General features: G+C 59.6%; 15 protein-coding genes. 2 read left to right on the forward strand and 13 right to left on the reverse strand.

Going from position 1 to position 26800, the window contains the following annotated elements; translation table 11 throughout:
• Nucleotides 1-2: 2 nt before the first annotated feature.
• The 5 genes from HDE72_RS16780 to HDE72_RS16800 form a co-directional block, all read right to left on the reverse strand.
• Complete coding sequence (locus HDE72_RS16780) at nucleotides 3-1478, reverse strand: mannitol dehydrogenase family protein (RefSeq protein WP_183742985.1); 1476 nt, start codon at nucleotides 1476-1478, stop codon at nucleotides 3-5.
• Entirely contained in the window at nucleotides 1478-2527 is a 1050-nt protein-coding gene (locus HDE72_RS16785) for an ABC transporter ATP-binding protein (RefSeq protein ID WP_183742987.1), read from the reverse strand. Before HDE72_RS16785 ends, HDE72_RS16780 begins: the two co-directional genes overlap by 1 nt.
• A gap of 31 nt (nucleotides 2528-2558) precedes the next feature.
• Nucleotides 2559-3377: a carbohydrate ABC transporter permease gene (locus HDE72_RS16790; RefSeq protein WP_183742989.1), complete on the reverse strand. Its 819-nt coding sequence runs from the start codon at nucleotides 3375-3377 to the stop codon at nucleotides 2559-2561.
• Nucleotides 3378-3387: 10 nt separating this feature from the next.
• A complete protein-coding gene (locus HDE72_RS16795) occupies nucleotides 3388-4248 on the reverse strand; it encodes a carbohydrate ABC transporter permease (protein ID WP_183676955.1) in 861 nt (286 codons plus the stop codon).
• A 123-nt stretch (nucleotides 4249-4371) separates the two neighbouring features.
• A complete protein-coding gene (locus HDE72_RS16800) occupies nucleotides 4372-5682 on the reverse strand; it encodes an ABC transporter substrate-binding protein (protein ID WP_183742991.1) in 1311 nt (436 codons plus the stop codon).
• Between the two features lie 313 nt (nucleotides 5683-5995).
• On the opposite strand from HDE72_RS16800, the gene HDE72_RS16805 reads away from it, so the two are divergent.
• The gene (locus HDE72_RS16805) at nucleotides 5996-7282 is read left to right on the forward strand and encodes a maltoporin (protein ID WP_183742993.1); all 1287 of its coding nucleotides are present in this window, start codon (nucleotides 5996-5998) and stop codon (nucleotides 7280-7282) included.
• Between the two features lie 85 nt (nucleotides 7283-7367).
• Here the strand turns inward: HDE72_RS16805 and HDE72_RS16810 are convergent, their stop codons facing one another.
• From HDE72_RS16810 to HDE72_RS16845, 8 genes are all read right to left on the reverse strand, one after another.
• Nucleotides 7368-9713 (reverse strand): chitinase C-terminal domain-containing protein, encoded by a 2346-nt coding sequence (locus HDE72_RS16810; protein WP_221291300.1) that lies wholly within the window; start codon nucleotides 9711-9713, stop codon nucleotides 7368-7370.
• Nucleotides 9714-9805: 92 nt separating this feature from the next.
• Nucleotides 9806-11041, reverse strand: a complete 1236-nt coding sequence (locus HDE72_RS16815; protein WP_311735274.1) for a chitinase — start codon at nucleotides 11039-11041, stop codon at nucleotides 9806-9808.
• 342 nt (nucleotides 11042-11383) lie between these two features.
• The gene (locus tag HDE72_RS16820; protein ID WP_311735273.1) at nucleotides 11384-12829 is read right to left on the reverse strand and encodes a glycoside hydrolase family 19 protein; all 1446 of its coding nucleotides are present in this window, start codon (nucleotides 12827-12829) and stop codon (nucleotides 11384-11386) included.
• Between the two features lie 304 nt (nucleotides 12830-13133).
• Nucleotides 13134-13970, reverse strand: coding sequence for a sulfotransferase family protein (locus HDE72_RS16825; RefSeq protein ID WP_183742995.1), 837 nt, complete (start codon nucleotides 13968-13970; stop codon nucleotides 13134-13136).
• 123 nt (nucleotides 13971-14093) lie between these two features.
• Complete coding sequence (locus HDE72_RS16830) at nucleotides 14094-21653, reverse strand: YDG domain-containing protein (RefSeq protein ID WP_183742997.1); 7560 nt, start codon at nucleotides 21651-21653, stop codon at nucleotides 14094-14096.
• Nucleotides 21650-23779, reverse strand: a complete 2130-nt coding sequence (locus tag HDE72_RS16835) for a two-partner secretion domain-containing protein (protein WP_183742999.1) — start codon at nucleotides 23777-23779, stop codon at nucleotides 21650-21652. Before HDE72_RS16835 ends, HDE72_RS16830 begins: the two co-directional genes overlap by 4 nt.
• Nucleotides 23780-23984: 205 nt before the next feature.
• Nucleotides 23985-24701: a choice-of-anchor E domain-containing protein gene (locus HDE72_RS27795; RefSeq protein ID WP_260176755.1), complete on the reverse strand. Its 717-nt coding sequence runs from the start codon at nucleotides 24699-24701 to the stop codon at nucleotides 23985-23987.
• Between the two features lie 329 nt (nucleotides 24702-25030).
• A complete protein-coding gene (locus HDE72_RS16845) occupies nucleotides 25031-25903 on the reverse strand; it encodes an NAD(P)-dependent oxidoreductase (protein WP_183743001.1) in 873 nt (290 codons plus the stop codon).
• 224 nt (nucleotides 25904-26127) lie between these two features.
• Between HDE72_RS16845 and HDE72_RS16850 the strand changes: the two genes are divergently transcribed.
• Nucleotides 26128-26796 carry a PEP-CTERM sorting domain-containing protein gene (locus tag HDE72_RS16850; RefSeq protein WP_221291301.1) on the forward strand — a complete coding sequence of 223 codons (669 nt, stop codon included), beginning with the start codon at nucleotides 26128-26130 and terminating at the stop codon, nucleotides 26794-26796.
• Nucleotides 26797-26800 lie beyond the last annotated feature (4 nt).

A 26800-nucleotide genomic window follows, 5' to 3' on the forward strand; every position in this document is an offset into this window, starting at 1 on the left:
TTTTACAGCACGATGTGTTCGAGCGCGGCGCGCGCGCCCTGGCCGTACAGGCTGGCCAGGGCCTGCGTCACCGCCGCCACAAACACGGGCGACTCGCCCAGTTCGCCGAACAGTTCATGCAGCGACAGCAGCGCCGTGGCGTCTGCCCCGCCCTGCAGCGCCAGCGCGCGCAAACGCTCGGCATACGGATCGTTGAGCGGCAGCGCATTGCCCTGCTCGTCGTGGCCTTCCAGGTAGCGGAACCAGCAAGCCACCGTAAAGCCCAGCAGCTTGATGGCGCGGCCCTGCGCCAGCGCTTCACGCACGGACGGCAGCACGAATTTCGGGATGCGCGCCGAGCCTTCCGTGCCGATGCGGGCCAGCTGGTCGCGCACGGCCGGATTCGAAAAACGCTCGATCAGGGTGGCCTTGTACTGTTCCAGGTCCACGCCTGCCACCGTATCGAGCAGGGGCGTGACTTCATCGTCCATCATGCGGCGCACCAGCGCGCGGATGCCGGCGTCATCCATCGCTTCATGCGCATAGGTGTAGCCGAGCAGCATGCCGATATAGCACAGCGCCTGGTGGCTGGCGTTGAGCAGGCGCAGCTTCATTTTTTCATAGGGCAGCACGTCGTGCGTCATTTGCGCGCCGACCAGTTCCCAGGCCGGGCGGCCATGCGGGAAAGCGTCTTCGATCACCCACTGGCGGAACGGCTCGCACACCACCGGCCAGGCGTCGATGATGCCGAAGCTGTTCCGCACCAGCGCCCGGTGTTCATCGGTAGTGGCCGGCGTGATGCGGTCAACCATGCTGTTCGGGAAGCTGCAATGCGTCGCCAGCCACTGCGCCAGGTCCGCATCGCGCAGGGCGGCAAACGCCAGCAGCATGGTGCGCGTCACATCGCCATTGTGCTGCAGGTTATCGCAGGACAGGATGGTAAAGGGCGCCAATCCGCGCTGGCGGCGCAGCGACAAGGCAGCCAGCAGATAGCCAAACGAGCAGCGCGGCGCCTGCGGGTGCGCCAGTTCGTACACGATGTCCGGGTGGGCGGCGTCAAATTCGCCGGTGCCCTGGTTCACATAATAACCACCCTCGGTGATCGTCAGCGAGACGATGCGGGTACTCGGCGCGGCCAGTTTTTCCAGCACGGCGGCAGGATCGTCGGGGGCGTACAGGTACTCGCCCACGCAGCCGATCACGCGCGCCACGTCGCCGGCCGCGCTACGCTCGACCACCGTATATAAACCGTCCTGCGACTGCATGGCGTCGCGCATGGCCGCGTCAGACGGCAGCAGGCCTACGCCGCAATAACCCCATTGCGCATGGCCTGGCAGGGCCAGCAGATCATCGAGATATACGGCCTGGTGGGCGCGGTAAAAACCACCCACGCCGATATGCACGATGCTGGGCACCAGGGTGTCGCGCGCATAAGCGGGCGCCGTCACATTCGCCGGCAGTTGTGCCAGATTGGCTTGATTCAGATGCAGTGCGCTCATTACAAAACTCCCTTGGCCGCCGCGTAGGTCTTGCCCGCGCGGTCGAAATAATGGACAAATCCAGGTTCAAAAGTCAGGTGCGTCTGCTGGCCCGGCTGCAGGCTGCTGCGCTCGGCGCCGCGCGAGACCACTTGCACATTGTTCGCCAGGCGCACATAGGTCAGGGTTTCCACGCCCAGGGACTCAACCAGTTCAACCGTGACGGGTACGCTGCCCGGCTGCGCCGCGCCCAGGTGCACGTGCTCGGGGCGGATGCCGACGAAGCCGTCCGCCTGGGCCGCGCTGCCCGCCTGCGCCAGCAACTGCGGCGCCGCATCGGCAGGCACCACGTTCATGCTCGGCGTGCCGATGAATTGCGCCACAAAGCGATTCGCCGGACGGTCATACAATTCCAAGGGCGAGCCATGCTGCTCAATTTGCCCATCGCGCAGCACCACCACGCGGTCGGCCAGGGTCATCGCTTCGACCTGGTCGTGGGTGACATAAATAGTGGTGGCGCCCAGTTCGCGGTGCAGCTTGGCGATCTCGATGCGGGTCTGTACACGCAGGGCCGCGTCCAGATTGGACAGCGGTTCATCGAACAAAAACACTTTCGGGTCGCGCACGATGGCGCGGCCAATCGCCACGCGCTGGCGCTGGCCGCCCGACAGTTCCTTCGGCGTGCGCTCCAGGTATTTACCCAGGTCGAGGATGGCGGCCGCCTTGTCGACTTTTTCGCGGATGATCCTGGGATCGACGCCAGCCAGTTTCAAGGCGAACGACATGTTCTGGAACACCGACATGTGCGGATACAGCGCATACGACTGGAACACCATCGCCAGGTCGCGCTTGGACGATGGCAGGCTGGTGATGTCGCGCCCGTCGAGCGACAGCTTGCCGCCATCGATAGGTTCCAGGCCTGCGATCAAACGCAGCAAGGTGGACTTGCCGCAGCCGGAAGGCCCCACGAAGACGACGAACTCGCCCTGCTTGATTTCCAGGTCGATGCCCTTGATGGCGCGGTGCTCGCCAAAGAATTTTTCGATATTGCTCAGTTGAAGGTAAGCCATGATGTCATCCTAATATTTTTCTTGATGCGTTTTACTTAACAGCGCCGAAGGTCATACCCTGCACCAGTTGTTTCTGGCAGAACCAGCCCAGGGCCATGATCGGGGCGATCGCCATCAGCGAGGCGGCCGACAATTTGGCCCAGAACAAGCCTTCGGGGCTGGAATACGAGGCGATCAGCCAGGCCAGGGTGCCCGCATTCGAGGCGCCCAGGTTCAGCGACCAGAACGATTCATTCCACGACCACACCATGCACACCAGCGCGGTGGAGGCGATGCCGCCGACTGACAGTGGCAAGACCACGTGGCGGAACTCGTCCCAGACGGTGGCGCCATCCATGCGCGACGCTTCGAGGATTTCGCGCGGCAGTTCTTTCATGCTGGTGTAGAGCAGCCAGATCATGATGGGCAGGTTCATCAGCATGAACATGATGGTCAGGCCGATACGCGTGTCGAGCATGCCGAAGTACTGGTAGCAGATGTAGATCGGCATCAGCGCGCCCACACCTGGCATGTAGCGCGAGCTGAGCATGAATTTCAGCAAGCCGATGGTGCCGCGGGTGGGAAAGAAAGCCATCGAGTAGGCGGCCGGGATGGCGATCAGCAAGCCGATCGCCGTCGACAGCACGCTGGTAAACAACGAGTTCCAGGCGTAGGCAAAGTAATTGTCGCGCGCCAGCACTTCGCGGAAGCTGTCCAGGGTCGGCGTGAAGAAGAACAATGGTGGCGTGGAAATGGCCTGCCCTTCCGTCTTGAACGCCATCATGCCCAGCCACAGGATGGGAAAGAACAGCAGCAGCGCGAACAGCCAGGCGGCGAACGTGCGGCCATACAGATTGAATTTATTGTGCATGATGGTTTCCTTATTTCGACAGGTTCTTGCCGATGACGCGCATCAGGAAGAAGGCGGCGATGTTGGCAATAAGTACGGCGAACAGCGCGCCGGCCGAGGCCGCTCCTATGTCGTAGGACAACAGTGCCTGCTGGTAAATCATGAAAGTGATCGTGGTCGTATCGAAACCAGGGCCGCCACCGGTGGTGGTAAAGATTTCCGCGAAAATGGACAGCAGGAAAATCATCTCTATCATCAGCACCACGGACATGGCGCGTCCCAGGTGAGGGATATACAGGTAGCGCAACTGCTGCAAATAGTTGGCGCCGTCCATGCGGGCCGCTTCCAGCTGTTCGCGGTCCATCGATTGCAGGGCTGTCATGAAGATCAGGCAGGCGAAAGGCAGCCATTGCCAGGAAACCATCATGATGATGGAAAACAGGGGATGGGCCGACAGCCAGTCCACGGGCGTGGCGCCAAAGAAAATGCTGATCTGCGCAAACAGGCCGTAGATCGGGTTGAGCAACATGTTCTTCCACATCAGCGCATTGACGGCTGGCATCACGAGAAACGGCGAGATCAGCAGCACGCGCACGATGGCGCGGCCGGGAAACGCTTCATTGATCAGCAAACCGAGCGCAGCGCCAAACACCACCGTGATCAGCATCACGGAAAACAGCAGGGTAAAAGTATTCTGCAATGCCGGCAAGAACGAGGCATCGGTAAAGAAATAGTGGAAATTGGTCAGACCATGGAAGGGATGGCCGCTCGGGTCGAGCATGCTGTAACGCACAAACGAGTAAAACAGCGTGATCAGCAGGGGCACAACGGAAATGACGGAGACGGCGACCACAGCCGGCGTCAGCAAAGTCCGGGGGATAAAGCGTTTCATAGGATTCTCTTGGGGCAGGTGAACTGATAACCCAAAAAGCTAAAGTGCCGGGGTCGGACCCTCAGGGTCCGACCCCAGTTTTACGCCGTTGGGGTAACCAAACTGATCAAAAACGATACAGTGTTACTTGTAGTAGCCGCCCTTGCGCATTTCGCGATCTGCCGTTTGCTGCGACAATTCCAGCGCCTGGTCGACCGTGACCTTGCCCAGCAGGGCGGCGGCCATTTGCTGGCCGGCGGCGACGCCGATCACCTGGAATTCAGGAATCGAGGCGAATTGCACGCCCACGTAAGGCGATGGCAGCAAGGTGCTTTGCACGTTGCGGGTGGTCGACAGGGCCTTGCCTTCGGCGGCGGCGAATTTCGCCACTTTCTGGAATTCAGGGCTGGCGTAGGTGGACTTGCGCGTGCCGGTCGGCACGTTGGCCCAGCCGGTTTCCTTGGCGACCAGTTTTACGTAGTCAGGCGAAGTGGCCCAGTTGATGAAACGCTGCGCTTCGTTCGGGTGCTTGGAGCTCGATGGAATCGCCAGCGACCAGATCCACAACCAGTTGGCGCCACGCTCCGTGGTGCCTACCGGCGATTGGGCGAAGGCAACCTTGTCGGCCACCTTGCTTTGTTTCGGGTCGGTCACGAAAGAAGCGGCAATCGTCGCATCGATCCAGATGCCGCACTTGCCCTGGTTGAACAGCGCCAGGTTTTCATTGAAGCTGTTGGCGGCGGCGCCCGGTGGACCGTATTTTTTCATCAGGTCCACATACATATTGACCGCGTCTTTCCACGGCTTGCTGGTGAATTGCGGTTTCCATTGCATGTCGAACAGCTGGCCGCCAAAGGAATTGGCCATGGTGGTGATCAGCGCCATATTGTCGCCCCAGCCCGGTTTGCCGCGCAGGCAGATGCCGTACACGCCATTGGCCGGGTCGTGGATCTTGGCGGCCACGTCGCGCAAGTGGTTCCAGGTAGGACGGTCTTCGATCGTCATGCCGGCTTTTTTCACCAGGTCGCTGCGGTACATGATCATCGAGCTTTCGCCATAGAACGGCGAGGCGTAGAGCTTGCCGTCGCCGGACAAGCCTTCGCGTATCGACGGCAGCAAGTCGTCGATCTCGTATTTGGCGTCAGGCTTGATCGGGATCAGCCAGTTTTTCTTGCCCCAGATCGGGGTCTCATACAGGCCGATGGTCATCACGTCGAACTGGCCGCCCTTGGTGGCGATGTCGGTGGTCATGCGCTGACGCAACACGCCCTCCTCCAGGGTCACCCACTTGAGCTTGATATCCGGATTGGCTTGTTCGAAGAATTTGCTGAGCTTTTGCATTTCGATCATGTGACCGTTGTTGACGGTCGCAATCACCAGATCGGTGGCGGCAAAGGCGGAAGAGGTCAAGCAAAAAGCGCCGGCGCACAGCGCGGCAAGGGCGGAACGTTTCATTGTGTGTCTCCAGTGTTTTTTGTCGTAGGCAATGCCTGATACTTAGCACCACGATCACAATGTATCACTGGATCCTGATACTTTCTGATACTCCAAAACCGCAAATCAATACTCTTTTGCAGCACTGCAGTGAGCCAGAGTATCGATATTCAGCAAAAACAACAGCTTGGAAGAAAGTATCAATACTTGCTGGTTTCGTATCATGTAGTCAAAAAAACCGCTGCTAGACTCGCTGTGCGGCATAAGACTGCACGTTCTGGCGCCAGGAAATCTTTCCGGTCAGGGCATCGATACTTACACTCCTGGAGACAATATGACCTACCCAATCAAGACATCCTTGTTGACCGCGCTCGTCCTCGCCTGGGGCACGGCTGCTGCCGACCCCATGTTCCCAAGCGACACCGAAGGTTTCCACGGCTACCTGCGCGCTGGCGCCGGCAGTACGACCGCTGACGGCGGCGGCCCACAAAGCTGCTACGGCCTGGGCGGCAACACCACGAAATATCGCCTCGGCAATGAGTGCGATGCCTACACGGAATTCGGTTACACCAAGGCCATCGCCAAGTCCGGCGACGTCACCTACATGGCCACTCTGTGGGTCAACGCTTTTGCGCCGACTTCCGACTTCGGCGACCGCAAGGTCGGCATCGTCAAGGCTTACGTCGAAGCACAAGGCCTGGACTTCCTGGCTGGCGGCACGGCCTGGGTCGGCAAGCGTTTCTACTACCGTCCTGACATCCATATGCTCGATACGCAGTACATCAACATGAACGGTACCGGTGCTGGTCTGGACCGTATCGGCAACTTCGGTCCCGGCAAGCTGTCGTACGCCTTCTTCAAGGACAACGACGTCACCAATACCTTCACCGACCCGGTCACGGGCAAGACCACCGTCAGTACCCAGTCCGCCGTGCGCCAGAACTTGATCTACGGTGAAATTCCTGTCAACGTGAACGGTACGCTGGACATCGCCGGCACCTTCATCAGCGGTCAGGGTAAAAACAACGATGGTCTGGGCGAGCGCCACAATGGCTGGCAATTGTCGGCCTTCCATCGTCAATCGAAAGTCTGGGGCGGCGGCAACACCTTCGGCGTGCAATACGGCGTCGGTCCTGGCATCGGTGGCGCCAGCAACGGCCAGTTTGGCGCATCTGGCAGCACCTTGTTCGGTTCGGACGTGAAACGTACCCGCGTGTTCAATGATATGGCGATCCAGCCGCTGGACCATTTCGGCATGGAATTCGTGGCCCTGTGGCAAAAAGACCAGTCGAACGCTACCGGTTCGTCGGTCTGGACCACGGTCGGTGTGCGCCCAGTGTACGCGCTGACCAACAACTTCAAGCTGGTTGCCGAACTGGGTACGGACCGTGTCACGCAAGAGAATGGCCCGGCCAAACGCCTGACCAAAATCACCTTTGCACCGACCATCTCGGCCGGTCCTGGCCTGTGGTCACGTCCTGAATTGCGCGCCTTTGTCACCTACGGCAAATGGAACGATGCAGCGACCGCCTCGGTCAACGCCAACAACAATTCGGGCCCGGTGTACAACAACAATACCAGCGGTACATCCTACGGCTTCCAGGTCGAAACCTGGTTCTAAACCCAAGGGCAAAAACTGGGGTCAGACCCCTGGGCAGGCAGCGCGAATAGCATCGCGACTGCTTGCTGGGGGTCTGACCCCGGCATTACGGCAAGCCGACCGGTAACTCTGGATACTCCTGCTTCAGCGCGTATTTCGTGCCGCCCACGGTAACCGTGTAGTTGGCCGGTCCCGAGATCGGCAAGCGGTAGTTCAGGGTCAGCGCCACGGAGCCGCCGGGCGCCAGCGATTGCCAGGCGGGAATCGCAAAGCGGGCACGGTTGTAGTTTTTCGTGAAGCCACCGATATTGTTCGGCCCCGTGTAGCCCGCATTGATGACCGTCAAGCCGAAGCCGGACTGGTCGCTCAAGTCCGATGGCGCCGAGACGGGATAATCAAATTCCACCACGGTACCGCCAGGCAAGGTCGCCGCCGTATTGTTTTTCACCGTCATCACCGGATTGATGGGGAAGTTGCTATCGCCCAGCTTCCAGCCACCCAGGGTAATGCTGATATTGGCCGCCGTGCCCGGCATGGCGATCTCGGCCCGCTTGTTGCCGTACGGCCCAGCCGTGCGGAAGGCCTGGTATAGCACATCGGTCAAGGTGGTGCCCATGAAATACTCGCCCTTGCCGCCATTGCGGGAGGCGTCCCAGGCATAGTCGCCGGCCAGTTCCCATATCATCACGCCGCCGATATTGTTGTTGACGATGTACTGGGCCTTGGCGCCTATCGATTGCGTGGTTTCCGTCGACAGGAAAACGCGCTTGCTGGCATTCCACAGCCACGGCGCCACCATGGTGCTGCTGTAATACGGCACATAGCTGCCGACAATGGTCTTGTCGGTGATCTTGTAGGCATCCAGATAGCTGGGCACGATGCCGTTCTGCAAGTTCAACGCATGCCAGATCGGATTGCCGCCACCTGGCGTCGGGTTGCCCTGGGTATCGAGATCATGCCAGACGTTATCGATGCCGGTGGCGCCCATGCCGCAGGTTTGCACGCCCGCGCAGGTGACCGTGGAACTGGTCAGCGCCGTGGTGCCCCACAAACCGTTGGTGCCGCCCGTCACATCTTTCCAGCCGCGCGTGTAGAACGGCACGCCGATATTGATGCGCCCCGCCTGCAATGCGCCACGGTAGTAGCGGTAAGCCCAGTCCGTGTTCAGGTAGCCGATGTTCTGGTATTGATAGGCGTTGCCGGCCCGCAGTTCGGCATCGTTGCCATCGTCGAACAGCGGCGCGTTCGGGCCCACATACTGGTTCCAGGCGCCGTGCAAGTCATAGCTCATCAGGCTGGCGTAATCGAGATACTGCAGTCCCGACATGTTTTCTTCACCGCGCAAGACCCAGGCCGAGGCGGAACCGGCAATTGTCAGCAGATAGTATTTATTGTCTTGCACCGCCGCTTCATCGAGCTTCTGGCGCAGCACTTTCAAGAGCACGTTATAGCTGCTCATCAAGCCGGCCAGGCGTGGCTTGGAGGCCGGGAAATCCTTGGGATTGCCCGCTTCATTATTGGTGGTCGGATGTTCGTAATCGACATCGACGCCATCGAAGAAGTTGTACTGGCGCACGAATGCCACCATGGAATCGGCCAGGGTGTTGATGCCTGCCGTATTCACGCTGCCATCGGCATTGGTGGTGGCCGAGTAAAAACCGCCACTGCCAGCCCAGCCGCCCACGGATATCATCAGCTTGACGCCTGGATATTTCTTTTTATATTGGGCCAGCAAATTGAAATGCCCCTTGTAGGGCAAGGCCGGATCCATCGCCGCTGCCGGTATCGTCGGCCAGCTCAGGCCCGTGTCGGGATTGCTTGCGCCGCTGCCGATGGCGATCTTCGAGGTGGCGGCATCGACCGAGGCGAAGGCATAGTTCAGGTGGGTGATCTTGTCCCACGGCAGATTATTCACCAGGTAAGTGGGGCTGCCATCGACACCCGTGCGCCAGCTGGCAAAATAGCCGACAATGCGCCGGTTCAAGCCATTGCCGAGGATTTCACGGCCGTTCGCATCGTAGACCTTGCAATACGGCACATTCGGCACGGCCGAGATCAGGCCGTCGGGACGGCATGGCGTTGGGGTCGGAGTGGGCGTTGGCGTTGGCGTTGGCGTTGGCGTTGGCGTTGGCGTTGGAGTGGGAGTGGGAGTGGGAGTGGGTGTCGGGGTGGGAGTAGGCGTCGGGGTTGGCGTGGTATCGGCCAGGGCCCACGGGCCCCAGGTATCGGCGGCGCTAGGCACATTGCCCTGGGTCCACCATTTGGCCTTGTAGCTCACGCCCTGGTAAATCACGCACTGGCCACCCGTGTAGGCGGTGGCCGCATTCCACACTTCACACGATTCAGTGGCGGCCAGCAAGGTGTTCGGGCTGGCCGTGGTGCCGTTCTGTCCTCCGCCGCAAGCGACCAGCACGCCGCTGAGCAAGGCCATCAATAAAGCATTCGATTTCATGTTGTCTCCATAAAATGAAACGTCAAACAAACCGTTGCCGGCCCCTCAAGAGGCTCTAGGCAACGGCATGGCTCGGCTTTGGACTGTTACTGTTACTTCAGCTTTACATTCCAGTTCGCTTCCACGCATTTCACGTAGTTGCCACCAATCAAGGCGCTATACGGCGTCTGGTAGCTGACCAGTTGACACTGGTTCTCGCCGCCCGTATTCCAGTTCTTTTCCCAGTAAATGTTGTAGGACGCGGAACTGGCCGCCGTGAAGCGCTGCATATTGGCGCACGACAGTTTTTCACCGTTGATATTCAAGCCCAGGTCGGCAGCAAATTGCTTGTAGTAATCGATGCGGTTTTGCGCAGCCAGTTTTTCCGTCCCTGCACCGCATTCCGCATTGATGATCATGATGGTGGTGGCAAAGTCATTGCCTGCACCTGCCGCCTTGTCGGCTGCATTCGGCACCCAGGTGCCGTCAATCACGTGCAGCATCGATGGCTTCGGCGGCTGCGGATAAACAAAGAAAAAGGTCGCCGAGGCCAGGTTCAGCCAGGTTGACGCTACCAGGTCCGGGTTTTTCAGCAGCACGGACTGGTCGCCATTGTTCATCATTTGCGAGAAAGGACCATAGTTATAGTTGTAGGACAACTGTTTGGCGCCGCGCCCAAAGTATTTCTTGAAACTGCCATCCGCATTCGTGCCACAGGTCCACACCTTGTTGAAAACAGGATCGGCACACTCGGCGTTGTAGCCGCAGCCAGGCCCCGTCTCGTCGCAGCCGAGCTCGCGCAGATACTTCAAGCCCTGACGCCATTGCGGTACCGGCAGGCTGGCGTTATGGTCGCCCGTTTCCTGTCCAAAATGGGCGAACATGGTGGCCAGGCTGCGACGGCAGATGGTGTCTGCATTGCGGCCATCCGTGTAGTCATCGCACAGGCCCGGAAACTTGGCCACGGCTTGCAGGAAGCGCTGATAGGTATAGCTGGCGTCGCGCACAGCAAAATAGAAATCCCACTTGGCGGCAGGCATCAGGCGCTCGACCCGCTTGACGTTGATCGGATTGCTGGCCAGGCCAGGCTGCACGGCATCGACGGCGGCGTTCGGCAAGGTGCGTATCGATGCCTTGACCTTGTGGAAGAAGTCGTTATTGGTCAGGGAGGCCTCGGTGGCCTCGGCCTGGGCCTTGGTCGGAACGGCTGCGACAGCTTGCGTCGTTGTTTCTGCCAGCAGGGTTGATGCGCTATCTGCAGGGGTGTTGCCGCCGCAAGCAAGCAATACGCTCCCCAACAAGCCAGCCATCAAAGGGGTAGCCAAACGGCTAATATGCCAAATCTTCACAATCTCTCCTGAAATGATACCTAATCTCAAAGCAACTTTTGATGCTGCACGTAAATGAATGCACATTGAAACAATGGCTTTCTAGACAAAGAATGCGATAGTGAAAATTGGTAGTCAAGTGGTTTTATTAATTATTAGTCATGGCATGCCGGGCCAGACACGCGATGACGTGTCCTGGCATGCCGCCACGAATGAGCGCTGGATAAAAAAAGCGCCATGCATTAGAGGGCCATGGCGGCTGCCGCAGCGCTGGAAAGGCAAGTGGTATTAGCACTATTGCCAGCGTTTAATTTCTATATAGAAAATTTTCAGCCAGAAAACACTTTCAGCTGCTAACGATGCTTATTGCAGCTTCACATTCCAGTTCGCTTCCACGCATTTCACGTAGTTGCCGCCGATCAGGGCGCTATACGGCGTCTGGTAGCTGACCAGCTGGCACTGGTTTTCGCCGCCCGCGTTCCAATTTTTCTCCCAGTAAATGTTGTAGGAGGCGGAACTGGCCGCAGTGAAGCGCTGCATATTGGCGCAGGACAGCTGCTCGCCGCTGATATTCCAGCCCAGGTCGGCAGCAAATTGCTTGTAGTAATCGATGCGGTTTTGCGCGGCCAGCTTTTCCGTGCCCTGCCCGCACTCGGCATTGATGATCATGATGGTGGTGGCAAAGTTGTTGCCCGCACCGGCCGCTACGTCGGCCGCATTCGGCACCCAGGTGCCATCGAGCACGTGCAGCATCGATGGCTTCGGTGGCTGCGGGTAGACGAAGAAGAAGGTGGCCGAGGCCAGGTTCAGCCAGGTCGACGCCACCAGGTCCGGATTTTTCAGCAGCACGGACTGGTCGCCATTATTCATCGCCTGCGAGAACGGCCCGTAGTTGTAGTTATAGGACAGTTGCTTGGCGCCCCGGCCAAAGTATTTCTTGAAGCTGCCATCGGCATTCGTGCCACAGGTCCACACCTTGTTGAACACAGGATCGGCACACTCGGCGTTGTAACCGCAGCCAGGGCCTGTTTCGTCGCAGCCGAGCTCGCGCAGATATTTCAAGCCCTGGCGCCATTGCGGTACCGGCAGGCTGGCATTGTGGTCGCCCGTTTCTTGCCCGAAGTGGGCGAACATGGTGGCCAGGCTGTGGCGGCAGATGGCGTCCGCATTGCGGCCGTCGCTATAGTCGTCACAGACGCCGGGGAACTTGGCCACTGCCTGCAGGAAACGCTGATAGGTGTAACTGGCGTCGCGCACGGCAAAATAGAAATCCCATTTGGACGCCGGCAGCAAACGCTCGACCCGCTTGACGTTAAGCGGATTGCTGGCCAGGCCAGGCTGCACGGCCTCGACAGCCGCATTTGGCAAAGTGCGGATGGACGCCTTGACCTTGCGGAAGAAATCGTTATTCGTCAGCGCCGCCTCGGTGGCCTCGGCCTGGGCCTTGGTGGGGACGCCTGGCGTCGGTGTCGGCGTTGGGGTGGGTGTCGGGGTGGGAGTCGGTGTTGGGGTGGGCGTTGGTGTGGGGGTCGTGCTGTCCAGGTTCCACGGTCCCCACTGGTCGTTGCTGGGCGCCGTGCCTTGCACCCACCATTTGGCGCGGTAAACCTTGCCGTCGTAGACGACGCACTGGCCCGACGTGTAGACGGCGCTGGCGCTCCAGACGGGGCAGACTTCGTTGGCGGCAGTGGCTGCCAGCAGGGTCGATGGGGTGTCGGTAGTGGAATTGCCGCCACAAGCGAGCAGCGCGCTGCCCAGCAGGCCCGCCATGAAAGGCGTCGCCAGCCAGTTAATTTGCCGTGTCTTCACATTCTCTCCTGAACGTTATACGAAACTATCGAGGTAGCTTTTGGTGTTGTACGTAAAGAAAGCGCAGCAAAGCCGTCGGCTCTCTGTTCAGAGAATGGGGTGCACAAAATTGGTAGTCAAGTGGTTTTGTAAAACTGTATTTTTACAATACCAGTTGCCAGGCACGACATCACGGCGGCAGGCGTGGCAAAGAATGAGGAAGGTGGAAAAAAATGGCCGCAAGCGAGGGCGGCCAGCAATACCGCAGGGACTGGAAATGGCAAGTGGTATTGGCACTGCCGCTGCCATTTTATGCCTGCCAAGCTCAGGTACTGGGCGGCGTGGCCGTTTGCGGATAATACATCTCGTAAAACCAGCTGTAAGCGCTTTCGATCTGCGCCTGGATGCGCGGCGGAATCGCATGCTGCCTGGGTGCCGTGATCGCCGTATATTGCCGATGCGTGTACTTCATGCGGTAATGGCTATCGCTTTCCTGGATCCCTACGGCGAGCTTGTCCGGGTCTATCTGCCAAGGCGGCAAACCCAGCCATGCATACAGGTGCGACATGCACTCCACCGGTCGCGCCATCAAGTCTTCGAAGCGCACGAAGTACAGCTTCTTTTGCACCTCGGCCGGCAGGTCGAGCAAGGCATGCAGCGAGCTCAAGGGTGCACCGATGGTGCGGTCCTTGGCAAACAGCATGTCCGCCCGGCCCATGCGGTCGTAATCGGCCAGGTGATCGACGAAATCGAGCAGGATGGTGCGCTGGTGCTGGGCCTCGATCGAGCCATAGACTTGCCCCAGTTCGCGCACGCACACCACCAGCTTGGCCTCGGGCGCCAATTGCAGCAGCATTTCCACGCAATGCAGCCAGGCACGGTTCTTGTCGACCACGCCCTGCTTGCCACTGTCCTTGTACCAGCCGCGCAGGAAGCCCTGCATGGCCGTTTTCAGATGAGCATAACTGGCGTCGAAGGAAGTATCGAGCTGGGACAAAAAGAAGCTGTCATCGCTGATGGTGCGCCGCAAGGACAGCAGCGCATTGCACAGTGGCGAACTATTACCTTCGCAATGCAGGTCGGGATGCTGCGCCAGCAACTGGCACAGCAAGGTTGAACCGGCCCGGGGCAAACCGGCCACACCGATAAAATTGGATGTCATCGTATGCAATTCCCTGAAAGTGGATGATACCTGTGCGTCGATTATAAGAGCATCGCCGGCGTACGGCAGCAATAAAAATGCCGCCTCACACAACGAGGCGGCACTGGCTTACTGACCGCAACGCTATTGGCTATCCTGGCTTACGCCCGCAGCAACGTCAATCGGCAGGCGCAAGCCGTTGTTCACCACACTCAGGCGCAAGCCGGGCAAGACATTGCTGATGACATTGCCAGACAGTTGCACCACAGGCGCGTTGCTATCGGCATGTTTCTCTGCAGTAGCGCCTGGCGCGGCCGGCCCCGTATCTCCGCTGGCGATCATGTCGGCTTGCACCATATTGCCCTGCGACGGCGCCACGGCGATAGTTGCAATCACGCTCGCTATCGCGCTTTGCAGCGCTTCCGTCGGATTGACTTTGAGTACGCCGTCAACATAGTTCAAGGCGTAGTTATTCGACGCCTGGCCCGATGCCGACACCAGATAGTTGCCTGCAGGAGAACCCGTGGTTGCCGGCGTGCTGAACAGCAGGTTGCCGCTCACCTCATTGGCCAGCGTATCACCGGCCACCAGGCCGTTGTAGCTGGCGCTGAACGGAGGATTGACACGGCCCTGGTCTTTTTCAGCGTTATCGACTTTCACCGTCAGCGCCGCCTGCGAAATACTGGCCGTGGTGCTGGCCTGGTTGCTGGCCAATACATAGTTGCCCGCATCCGCGCCACTCAGGCCCAGGCCGCTGATGGTCACGGTCTTGCCTGTCGCCGCATTTTTGTCGCTGAACGCTCCGCGCACAGGCCCGCCCGCCAGGCTCAATGCATCGCCGGCCACCATGCCATTAAAGCTCGCACCCGACAGGTTCAGGCTGGCCGCCGTGCTGCCGTCATACACCTTGTTGGCCGCCACGATGCCGGAAACACCGCTGATGGATGCCGGCGTGATGCTGGCCGTCAGGCCGGTCGGATTGCTCACCGTGTAATTGCTGGCAGAACCCGCCGTTGTACCACTACCTGCGTCGAGCAAGGTAGTGCCGCTGACCGTCACGGTTTTTGCGTTAGCCGCATTCTTGTCGCTGAAGCTAGCTGTCTGTCCACCGATGGCCAGGGTTTCACTGCCCACCAGGCCGCTCAGGCTGCCACCGATCAATCGCGCTGCCGTATTGCCATCGTAGACCTTGTTACCCGCTACCTGCCCCACCACCGTCAAGGCTTTCGGCGTAATGCTGGCTGTCAAGCCGGTCGGATTGCTCACCGAGTAATTGCTGGCCGAACCCGAACCGTCCAGCAAGGTAGTGCCGCTGACCGTCACGGTTTTCGCGTTGGCCGCATTCTTGTCGCCGAAGTTGGCCGTCTGGCCGCCGATGGACAGGGTTTCATCGCCCACCAGGCCAATCAGGCTGCCGCCGGACAGTTGCGCCACCGTATTGCCATCGTAGACCTTGTTGCCTGCCACCTGGCCTATCACCGTCACAGCTTTCGGCGTGATGCTGGCCGTCAAGCCGGTCGGATTGCTCACCGAGTAATTGCTGGCCGAACCCGAACCATCGAGCAAGGTGGTGCCACTGACCGTCACGGTTTTTGCATTGGCTGCGTTCTTGTCGCTGAAAGCTGCCGTCTGGCCGCCGATGCCCAAGGTTTCATCGCCCACCAACCCGCTCAAGCTGCCACCGATCAGTTGCGCCACCGTATTGCCATCGTAGACTTTATTGCCTGCCACCTGGCCTATCACCGTCACGGCTTTCGGCGTGATGCTAGCTGTCAAGCCGGTCGGATTGCTCACCGAGTAATTGCTGGCCGCACCCGAACCATCGAGCAAGGTAGTGCCGCTGACCGTCACGGTTTTCGCGTTGGCCGCGTTCTTGTCGCTGAAGTTGGCCGTCTGACCGGCGATGCCCAAGGTTTCGTCGCCCACCAACCCGCTCAAGCTGCCACCGATGAGTTGCGCCACGACAGTGCCGTCGTAGACTTTATTGCCTGCCACCTGGCCAATCACCGTCACAGCTTTCGGCGTGATGCTGGCCGTCAAGCCGGTCGGGTTGGTCACCGTGTAGTTGCTGGCCGCACCCGAACCATCGAGCAAGGTAGTGCCGCTGACCGTCACCGCCTTGGCATTGGCTGCGTTCTTGTCGCTGAAGGCGGCGGTCTGACTGGCGATGCCCAAGGTTTCATCACCGACCAGGCCGCTCAGGCTGCCGCCAATCAATTGCGCCACCGTATTGCCATCGTAGACTTTATTGCCTGCCACCTGGCCTGTCACTGTCAGCGCTTTCGACGTGATGCTGGCGGTCACGCCACTAGCGTTGCTAAATATATAGTTGCTGGCCAGACCCGTGCCATCCGTGACCGTCGCGCCCGTTACATTGATCACCTTGCTACTACCCGCGTTCTTGTCGGCAAAAGCACCGGCCTGGTTAGACAAGTTCAGGGTCAACGTTTCGCCGGAAACCAGCCCGCTCAAACTGCCGCCTGACAGCGCTGCCTGCAGCGAGCCGTCATACACCTTGTTTGCCGCCGTCACCCCCGTAACCGTCAGGGCTTTCGGCGTGATATTGGCCGTCACGCCGCTGGCATTGCTGAACGCGTAGTTGCTGGCCAAGCCAGTACTATCGGTGACAATCGCCCCCGTCACGTTGACAGCAATGTTATTGCCGACATTCTTGCTGGCAAAAGCGCCCGTCTGGCCGGACAGATCCAGATTCAGCGCTTCCCCGGAAACCAGCCCGCTCAAGCTACCGCCCGACAACACTGCCTGCAGCAAGCCGTCATAAATCTTGTTCATTGCCGTCACACCCGTTACTGTCAAGGCCTTCGGCGTGATATTGCCTGTCACGCCGAAGGCATTGCTGAACGCATAGTTGCTCACCAAGCCCGTGCCGTTCGTAATCACCGCACCCGTCACGTCGATAGCAATGTTATTGCCCACATTCTTGCTGGCAAAAGTGCCCGTCTGGCCAGACAAATCCAGGGTCAGCGCTTCATTACCAACCAGGCCGCTCAAGCTGCCGCCCGACAACACTGCCTGCAGCAAGCCGTCATAAATCTTGTTCGTTGCCGTCACGCCCGTCACCGTCAAGGTTTTCGGCGTGATATTGGCCGTCCCGGCAGCGGAACTGCCGATGGTGTAATTGCTGGCCAAGCCGCTACCGTTGCCGAGGTTGCCACCAGTGACAGTGACAACTTTGCCGTTACCCGCATTCTTGTCGCTGAACTCGCCACTGGCGCCGGTCAAGACCAGCGTTTCACCACTCACCATGCCAGTCAGGGAACCGCCGGAAAGGGTGGCCGTTGAGGTGCCATCGTAAGTTTTGTCCGCCGCCGTCGCGCCAGTCACCGTCAGAGCCTTCTGCGTGATATCGGCGGTCGTACTGCCCTTGGTAATAGCCAGGTTGTAATTGCCCGCATCGGTGCCGCTCAAGGTAAGGCCGGTAACCGCCACCGTCTTGCCGGCGCCTGCATTCTTGTCACCAAATGCGCCGTTGCCGGCCACCATCAGGCTGTCGCCGCTCACCATGCCATTGAAAGTCCCTGCGCCATTGAGCGTGGCTATATCCGAACCATCGTAGGTCTTATTGTTGACGCCCACGTTCGTCACGCTGCTGATGGTCGCCTTGCTGATATCGGCGGTGACATTACCCGGGCTGGTGAAGCTGTAATTGCTGGCCAAACCCGTTCCATCCTGCAAGACCGTACCGCTGATCGTGACGACCTTGCCCACGCCGGCATTCTTGTCGCTGAAGGTAGCAACACCGCCACTGAAACTCAGGGTTTCACCGCTGACCACGCCAATCAGATTACCACCCGACAACACCGCCGCTGTCGTGCCATCGTAGACTTTATTGCCTGCCGTGACGCCCGACAAGGTAACGGCCTTCGGCGTGATACTGGCTGTCGCCGTCGCCGTGTTGTTGATGAAATTATAGTTACCCAGGTCGCTGCCACTCAGGGTAATCCCCGCGATATTGACGGTCTTGTTGCTGCCCACGTTTTTATCCATGAACGCGCCGCTGGCACTGAACAATTGCAAGTCATCGCCGGCAATCTTGCCATTGTTGTCCAGGGCGGTCAAACCGGTGACGCTGCTGATCGTGGCTTTCGTGATAGTGCCCGTCACGCCAGCAGGCGCAGCCACCGTATAGTTGCTGGCCAGGCCGGTGCCATCGCTCAAGGTCACGCCGTTGACTGAAATGGGCTTGTTGGTTCCCACGTTCTTGTCGTTGTAACTGCTTTGGACGCTCAAGCCCAGTGTTTCCAGACCAACCAGGCCATTGAGCGTGCCTCCGGCAAGGGTCGCATTGACCGTGCCATCGTAGACCTTATTGCCGCTCAAGCCAGTCAGGGTCAGTGTCTTGGCACTGATGTTGGCTACGCTGCTGGCCGTATCGCTGGCCAGGTTGTAGTTGCCAGCGTCCGTGCCGCCCAGCACGATACCGCTGACATTGACGGCTTTGCCATTGCCGGCATTCTTGTCGCTGAAGCTGCCGCTGGCATTCGACACCGTCAAGTTGTCGCCGCCCACCATGCCGGCAAACGACGCTCCTGCCGTGTTCAGGCTGGCCGCCGCCGTGCCGTCATACACCTTGTTGCCAGCCACCAGGCCGCTCACGCCGGTAATGCTTGCCTTGCTGATATCGGCGGTGCTGCTGGCGGTGGTATTGCTCAGGTTATAGTTACCCGCATCCGCTCCACCGAGCGCGAGACCGCTGATATTGACCGTCTTGCCATTGCCGGCGTTCTTGTCGCTGAAGCTGCCGCTGGCGCTCGATACCGTCAGGTTGTCGCCACCCACCATGCCGGCAAATGACGCGCCCGCCGCGTTCAGGCTGGCGGCAACAGTGCCGTCATAGACCTTGTTGCCAGCCAGAATACCGCTCACGCTGCTGACAGTCGCCTTGCTGATGTTGGCAGTGACATTTGCAGGATTGCTGATCGTATAATTACTAGCGAGACCAGTACCGTTCTGCAAGGTGGTGCCACTGACGGTCACCGACTTGCCATTGCCGGCATTTTTGTCGCTGAAGACACCCGTGCTGCCGCTGAAACCCAGCGTTTCACCATTGACCAGATTGCTCAAGGAACCACCGGACAAGAAGGCATCCGTCGTGGCGTCATAGGTTTTATTAGCAGCCGTCATGCCAGAAATCGTCAATACCCTGGGCGTGATCGCGCCGACAATGCCGGTCGGTGCAGTCAGCGTATAGTTACTGGCCAGGCCAGTGCCATTGCTCAAGGTGTTCGGATTGACTGCCACGGCCTTGCCTGTACCGGCGTTCGCATCCGCGTACGTGCCGGCCAGGTTAGCCAGACTCAGTGTTTCATTGCCGACCAGGCCATTCAAGCTGCCGCCCGTAAAAGTGGCACCGGTATTGCCGTCATACTGTTTGCTGGCGACGGACAAGCCACTCACGGTCAAGGCTTTGGGCGTGATATTGCCGGTCAGTGAGCCGGACGCCGTGATCACATAATTGCCGCCCGCGCTGCCAGTTACCACTGCGGTCACCGCGATGCCGTTACCGGCATTCTGGCTGGCAAACACACCCGTATTGAACTGCACGCTGCCGAGATCCTGGGCCAGCACGCCGGTCAAACTGCCTCCGCTCAAGCTGGCGTTGGTCGTGCCATCATAAGCGCGGTTGATCACCGTAGCGCCGCCCAGGGTCACCCCGAGCTGTGCAATCGTCAGGGTGGCGGCATTATTGCTGATAACGTAGCCATGCTGGCCCGAATACAGGCCGCCCGCCGTAATGGCATACGTGCCGGCGTTGATGGCGCTACCCGCCGCGCCATAGTTCAAGGTTCCCTGCAGCCGGCTATCGGTCACGGTGGAATAGGTATACGTGGGCGCCGTCCAGCTATTGGTGCCATCATAGGTCTTGCTGGCCGTCCCATTGAAATTGACATACAACGGCGTCATGAATGAGCGCAGCAAGGGCGTGCTATTGCCGTCATACACGATCCAGGTACCGCCCAGGTCCCAGCCGGCCGCGCTGAAGATGGACAGGGTTTTCAGTTGCGCCGTGCTCAAGCCTGTGCCGGTTGCGCTGCTGGCCTTGCCGCTGGCGCTGCTATCCCAGAAATTACCGCTGGACGCACCGCTATTGGTGCCCGCCAGCCCACCGGCATTGCTGGTACCGCTGACGACGCCATTGGCATAGTTGTTGGTCAGCGTGCCAGCGTTGGCGCCCACCAGGCCACCACTACTATCCGTGCCGCTCACGGCGCCGGAGGCATAATTATTGCTGACAGTGCCGGAACTGTAGCCCACCAGGCCACCCACCTGGGAAGCGCCAGTCACGCTGACCGTGCTGAAACTACCGTTGACAGTACCGGCGTTACTGCCCACCAGGGCGCCCGTATAATTCTTGCCGGTAATACTACCCCCCTCCAACCCCACATTAGCGATGTATGCGCTGCTGGCGGTGGCGCCAAACAGGCCGGCGTAATCGATGCCGGAACGGTTGACCACCAGGCCATAAATGGTATGCCCCGCACCATCGAACCTGCCGGCGAACGGCGTGGCGCCACTCGCGCCAACGGGAATGAAGCTGCCGCCATTCCATACGTCCAGGGTACTGCTGGCGGTGGTCGCCGCAGCGATATCGTTGGCCAGCACATATTGGGCAGTCAAACTCATGCCCATCAATTGCAGCTGGTGCGCCGAGCTAATCGTGTTCGACCATTCCGAGGCCAGCATCGGCAAGGTGGCGCCCGTCCCCGTGGTGCTGTTGAAGCTGCCATCGGTATTGACCATCACCCAGTTGTTGCCGGTCGCGCCAGGTGTCGTGGTGAAGGTAAAACCGGCGAAGTTGGATGCCGTCTTCATTTGCACGGCCGTCAGACCGCTGCCTCCACCGGTACCGGTGCCGCTGCCACTAGCGATACCGACCAGGCTGCGCGTGGGATTAAGCGTGCTGTTGAAATAACCGTTGCTCAGCGATGAGTTACTGTTCTGGCCGATGACGCCGCCTACATTGCTGCTGCCCGTCACCTGCCCGCTCGCGTAGACATTGCTCAAGGTGCCGCCACCGTCGTTAAGCCCGGCCACGCCGCCAACTGCGCTAGTGCCGCTCACCGCGCCGGTCGCATAACTGTTGTTCACTTGCGCACCGCTCGCGTTCTTCCCGACCAGCCCACCGATATTCTGAGATGGGCCATTGCTCCCGGTAATGGCGCCGGTGGCATAACTGTTATTGATCTTCGATGCAGCGTCGTTCCAGCCGACCAGGCCGCCGACCGAGTTGTTGCCGCTGACGCTACCCGTCGCAAAGCTGTACTGGATGATCCCGACATTGCGGTTTTGCGCCACCAGGCCGCCAGCGCTCTGTCCGGCCGTCACTGCGCCGGTGGCGAAGCTATTGCTGATCGTGCCGATATTGAAATAGACCAGGCCACCGGCTTGCCCCTCGGAAGCGGACACGGCCCCACTGGCAGAGCTATTACTGATCAAGCCGCCCGCCTGGTTATAGCCGACCAGCCCGCCTGCCCCGTAATAACCGCCGAGCACCACCGCGCCCCCGGACCGGCTATTGCTGATCGAGCCATAATTCTCTCCCGCCAGGCCGCCGATATGCGTATAGCCGCTGCCATTGACTGCGCCAGTGGCATACACATTATTGACTTTGCCCCGATTGACGCCGACCAGCATGCCAACGGTCGCATAGGCGCCCAAAAAATTCGGCGACGCAGTGGTCATGCTGCCCCCACCAATCCCAGGTTGCTGACCGTCGCCCCGCTGCCTATCACGCCGAACAACCCGACAGAGGCGTTCGGGCGGTTGATCGTCAAGCCGCTAATGACATGGCCCAGGCCGTCGAACTGGCCGGTAAACGGCGTGGCGTTGTTGGTGCCGAGCGGCGTATTGCCATGGCCGATGGGTGAAAATCCGGCGCCGCTGTTCCAGCCGGACGTCGCACGCGCATCGATATTGCTGCCCAATACATAATTTCCGCCCAACGCGCCATTAATCCCTTGCAAGTCATTGCCCGTCGTGCTGTTGACCGCGCCCAGGCTGTTGATGACCTTATAGGCGGTCACGCCGCCGTCACTGCCCAGCTTGGTACTGAAGTTATTACCAGTAGGTAGATCCACCGTCACTGACGAGGCGATATTGTAGGTGCTGCTATTGCCGGCCGCGACCGCTTGCTGGCCATACTCCAGCGCCAGGCTGGCCGTGCCGCTGCCGCTTATCGTCTTGTTGATATTGATATTGTTTTGCGCCGTCAGGGTCAGCTTGTTGGCGGACCAGGAAATCGTGTCGTTGACGTTGATATTGCCCTGCGTGCCGCTGCCGCCCGACACGCTCTGGATCTGCACATTGCTCGATTTGAGCGCATTGCTGAAGAAGGCGCCCGTCTGGTCGCCACCGGACGCGGCAATATTGTAGTCGGTCGGATCGATCAGCCAGGTGCCGGCCAGGCCCTTGGCCGCCGCCGTGGTCACTTTCAAGCCATCGTCGAGCTTGACGTGCGCGGCCGAGGTATCGATAAAGCCGCCATTGCCCCCCGTGGGGGCGCTGGCGTCCAGGGTGCCGGCCGCGTTCACCGTGCCGCTTTGCATGTCGCCCAGCAGTTTGATGGTGCCGCCGCGCGTGTCGATGCTATGCGCCTCAATGATGCCCGTGTTGTTGACCACGGTTTTCAGCAAGTCTCCGGCCGCCTGCGCGCTCAGCAGCACGTTGCCGCCATCGGCTTTGATCAAGCCGCCATTATTGACCAGCGCGCCGACCGCGCCTTCGTTGATCGCCACGTTGAGCAAGCCGTCGCCAGCCACGTCCAGCGTGATGGCGCGGCCAGCCGCCAGCGCAACCGAACCCAGGCGTGCCTGTATCGTGCCTTGGTTCGACACATTGGCGCCCAGCAAGGCAACGTAACCACCGGGCGCGCTGATACTGCCCTGGTTCAAGACCTTGCCGGTGCCATTACCACTGAATTGGTACTTGCCCGACATGAAGTCGCTATTGGAAATATCCAAGGTCGAGGCCACCAGGCCCGCCGTATTGATGGAGGCGCCCTGGCCGAACAGGATGCCGTTCGGGTTGACGATAAACACCTTGCCGTTGGCCGATAAGTTGCCCAGACGGTAATCCATATACGTGTAGGCGGCGCCCAGGCGCGCCGCGCCGATCTGCCCCTGGTAGGCGCCGCGCACATAGTTCAAGCCATCGGCCGAGGTGAAAGCGCGGACGGTGGCCACGTCGCCGATGCCGGCCAGTTCCGTCACGTTGACGGTGGCGCCGATGCGGTTGCGGCCCGTGTAGCGATTGCCCTGGTTATCCGCGTCGACGCTGCCGTTGACGCGCGCGCCGGGCTGCAAGTCGACGATCAGGTCGGACGTACCCAGGCTTTCGCCTGGCGCCAGCGTAGACGAGGCCTGCACGCCAGGCATGTCGGACAGCAGCAGCAAGCGCCGCTCGAGTGGTTCGGTAGCGATGATCTGGCCATCGAGGCCTGTCAAGATGGTGTTGGCCAGGCCATCGGACAAGCGGCTGGCATTGCGCACCGTCACCTTGCCATACTGGCCAGGCAATACTGCGATATTGACCACGCCATCCTTGATGTCTTGCGCAGGCAAATAAGCCTGTGCCAGGAAATAACCGCGCGTATGGTAATAGTCGGCAATCTTCGTTGCCATCGCACGCAAGTCAGTCAGGCTCAGCTCGCTGCCTGGCACAAAGCCCGTCGCTGCGATCAGTTCGCTTTCCGCAAACAGCGGCGGCGACGTCACGCGCAAACTTTGTACCCTGATACGCGTGGTATCGCCCACGATGACCGCCGGTACATTGCCCTGCTGCACGCGAATCTCGGGCGGCGCCTTCTTCAACTACGGCGTGGCCGGTATCTGCTACAACTGGCTGCCGGCGCATGGTAAGGAAAAGTTCACATTTGCTTACGTGGAGGGAGCGCTGAATGCAGAAGGAAATTGCTAGCGGGGCAAGCCAGGGAAGAGACCTGCCCAAGAGGGCAAGAAAGAAGACAATAAAGGCCGATACGGCGGACGGGTTGCGCCCGCCGTATCGATGCGGACGTCAGGCGAGATGCGCCTTGGCGGCCTTGCGGCGGCGCGCCATCACGCCGGCCAGCGCCAGGCCGGTCAGCATCATCACATAGGTTTCCGGCTCGGGGACGGCCGAGATGTACTCGTAAGTTACCGTCAAGCGGCCGGCCGCAGCCGTTTCAAACTGGGTCAGCAAATTGCCGGAACCACTGCCGTTTGAAGCGCCGAGGGCATTCAGGCCCAGGTTGATGAAGCCGCCGCCATCGGACGAGAACAGGCCGAAGTCGCTGCTACTACGGCTGATGAAACTGTTGGAACCGCTGCTGCTGCGCAAGCCGGTGCTGGCGCCCGAGGTACCCGCAAAGTCGATCGTGCCGTCAAAAGCGCTCAGCGCAAACGTTTCGCTGAAGATAGGATTGGCGACTACCAGCACGGAATTGTCGGGACGATACAAGGTCAGCAGCGATGACAGGCTCAGGGTCACGTCGGAGGCACTGACATCGAGGCTTTCCGCCTTGCCCGTACCTTGCACCTGGCCAACCAGGGAAAACGTAATCGATTGCAAGAAGCCCAGATTGCTGTCGAACTTGGTCAGGCTCAGTGTGTCGCTCCAGTTGGTGCCGCTCAAGGCGCGCTCCACGTTGAAGGTCTGGGTGTACACCTCGTCGTGCGGGGCTGCCAGCACAGCTTGTGGGGCGCTCAAGGCGAGTACGAGGGCCGTTGCCAGGGCGTAAATAGATTTTTGCATCGATAGCTCCAATTTATCAGGAAAAAGTCATGGGCTGCGCAAGAACCGGAAGGCGCTCTTGCTCATATACCAGAAATCAGAAGTCTGATCATCCAGCTAACTAATTGTAATAAATACCATCGATTCAATATGCACACTTTGTTGCAATTTTGAAAATTATGATTGTATTTTTGATTGCAAAATACCGCTGGTGATAGTGAGACTTGGAAACAGATTTCCAGTCAGAATTAATGTCTTCGGTAACCATTAGTATCTAGCGCGCGTAAACGACAAACGGCGCGGCCCTGGGCAGGGACGCGCCGTTTTTGGACGAGATGAGGACAGTTACATTATTTCTTTTTATTCAGACGAGTAATCAGGCTGGACGTGTCGTAACGGTTGCCGCCCGCTTGCTGTACTTCGCTGTAGAACTGGTCCGTCAGCTCCGTCACGGGCAAGTCGCTGCCGTTGCGCCTGGCTTCGGCAATGCAGATGCCCAGGTCCTTGCGCATCAGGTCGACCGCAAAACCGAAATCGAATTGGCGCTCGATCATGGTCTTGCCGCGGTTTTCCAGCTGCCACGACTGGGCCGCACCCTTGGCGATCACATCGACCACGCGGCCAGCATCAAGGCCCGCATTCTCGGCAAAGGCGATGCCTTCGCTGAGCGCCTGCACCAGGCCGGCGATACAGATCTGGTTGACCATCTTGGTCAGCTGCCCAGAACCCGAGACGCCCATATACGTGACGGCCCGCGCAAACAGGGCGATCACGGCCTCGGCGCGGACATACGCTTCTTCATCGCCGCCCACCATCACCGTCAGCTTGCCGTTCTCGGCGCCAGCCTGGCCGCCGGACACGGGCGCGTCGAGGAAGAACACGCCCTTTTCCCTGGCCGCCGCGTGAATCGTGCGGGCCGCTTCAGCCGAGGCGGTGGTATGGTCGATCAGCACGCTGCCGGGCGCCATGCTGGACAGCAAGCCACCCTCTTCCAGGATGACCTGGTACAGATCATTGTCATTGCCGATGCAGGTGAACACGAATTGCGCCCCGGCAGCGGCTGCAGCCGGCGTGGCGGCGCTCTTGCCCTGATGCTGCCCCAGCCAGGCTGCGGCGCGCGCCGGATTGCGGTTATACACCGTCACCTCATGCCCGCCCGCCGCCAGATGGCCAGCCATGGGAAAGCCCATGACGCCCAAGCCGATGAATGCCACTTTTGCCATATTGTCCGTCCTGTCGATGAAAGAATCCGATTATTGTCACACAAACGGACGCTTGCCGGCAGAGGCGGGCCAGACGCTGCCGCCAACACTTCAGTCATAAAAGCAACAAATTAATCAAATGCAATTTCATCTTGCATTTATTGCCACACAATATTATATTGATTTGGTAACAAAAACTTACATTTCTCCCTATCTGCCAGCCCATCCACGCCAAGGAGGCGATCTTGCAAACTGCCATCTCCCAACTAAAGGCCTTGATATTGACTACTCTGCTGTTCGCGGCAGGTAGCACCCAGGCAGGCATTACCGTGTACACCAGCCAGGCCGCGTATCTGGCGGCCGTCAGCGCCACCGCCGTCGACACGTACGACAACTTGCCTATCGACACAATCAACACGCCACTCAATCGTACGGCCGGTGCGTACAGCTACACCGTCACGACTAGCGGATCATCACCGCTACTGTATGGTGCAGGCAACGGGGACGACCTTTGGCTGGGCAGCAACGCACCCGGCGACAGTATCGTGTTTTCCAATTTTTCCAGCACGGTGCGCGGCGTAGGCGGTTTCTTCTTCGGCTCGGATATTTTCGGCGATTACGCCAGCAGCGCGGGCAGCACCTTAATCGCCAGCAATGTGCTGGGAGAAGTATTGAGCTACCAGCTGCTCTTGCCGACGCAGTCCTCGTTTATCGGCTTCATTTCCAGCGATGCCATCGCGACGCTGCGCTTCAAGAACAACGACACCGACAACAGCATCTGGCCCACCGTCAACGACTTGCATCTGTCGGCGGCGGCCGTCATCCCTGCCGTTCCTGAACCGTCAGGCTACGCCATGCTTTTGGGCGGCATGGGCTTGCTGGGCTTGATCGCCCGCCGGCGCCGTCAACGCTGATCTC

Origin of the sequence: Janthinobacterium saanense (assembly GCF_014200675.1) — a bacterium.
Taxonomy (GTDB): Bacteria; Pseudomonadota; Gammaproteobacteria; order Burkholderiales; family Burkholderiaceae_D; genus Janthinobacterium.

What these genes read in the sequence shown, in the direction of transcription:
- HDE72_RS16780 (WP_183742985.1), bottom strand. Translation starts at nt 1,478, where the DNA reads ATGAGCGCACTGCATCTGAATCAAGCCAATCTGGCACAACTGCCGGCG.
- HDE72_RS16785 (WP_183742987.1), bottom strand. Translation starts at nt 2,527, where the DNA reads ATGGCTTACCTTCAACTGAGCAATATCGAAAAATTCTTTGGCGAGCAC.
- HDE72_RS16790 (WP_183742989.1), bottom strand. Translation starts at nt 3,377, where the DNA reads ATGCACAATAAATTCAATCTGTATGGCCGCACGTTCGCCGCCTGGCTG.
- HDE72_RS16795 (WP_183676955.1), bottom strand. Translation starts at nt 4,248, where the DNA reads ATGAAACGCTTTATCCCCCGGACTTTGCTGACGCCGGCTGTGGTCGCC.
- HDE72_RS16800 (WP_183742991.1), bottom strand. Translation starts at nt 5,682, where the DNA reads ATGAAACGTTCCGCCCTTGCCGCGCTGTGCGCCGGCGCTTTTTGCTTG.
- HDE72_RS16805 (WP_183742993.1), top strand. Translation starts at nt 5,996, where the DNA reads ATGACCTACCCAATCAAGACATCCTTGTTGACCGCGCTCGTCCTCGCC.
- HDE72_RS16810 (WP_221291300.1), bottom strand. Translation starts at nt 9,713, where the DNA reads ATGAAATCGAATGCTTTATTGATGGCCTTGCTCAGCGGCGTGCTGGTC.
- HDE72_RS16825 (WP_183742995.1), bottom strand. Translation starts at nt 13,970, where the DNA reads ATGACATCCAATTTTATCGGTGTGGCCGGTTTGCCCCGGGCCGGTTCA.
- HDE72_RS16830 (WP_183742997.1), bottom strand. Translation starts at nt 21,653, where the DNA reads ATGACCACTGCGTCGCCGAATTTTTTGGGCGCCTATGCGACCGTTGGC.
- HDE72_RS27795 (WP_260176755.1), bottom strand. Translation starts at nt 24,701, where the DNA reads ATGCAAAAATCTATTTACGCCCTGGCAACGGCCCTCGTACTCGCCTTG.
- HDE72_RS16845 (WP_183743001.1), bottom strand. Translation starts at nt 25,903, where the DNA reads ATGGCAAAAGTGGCATTCATCGGCTTGGGCGTCATGGGCTTTCCCATG.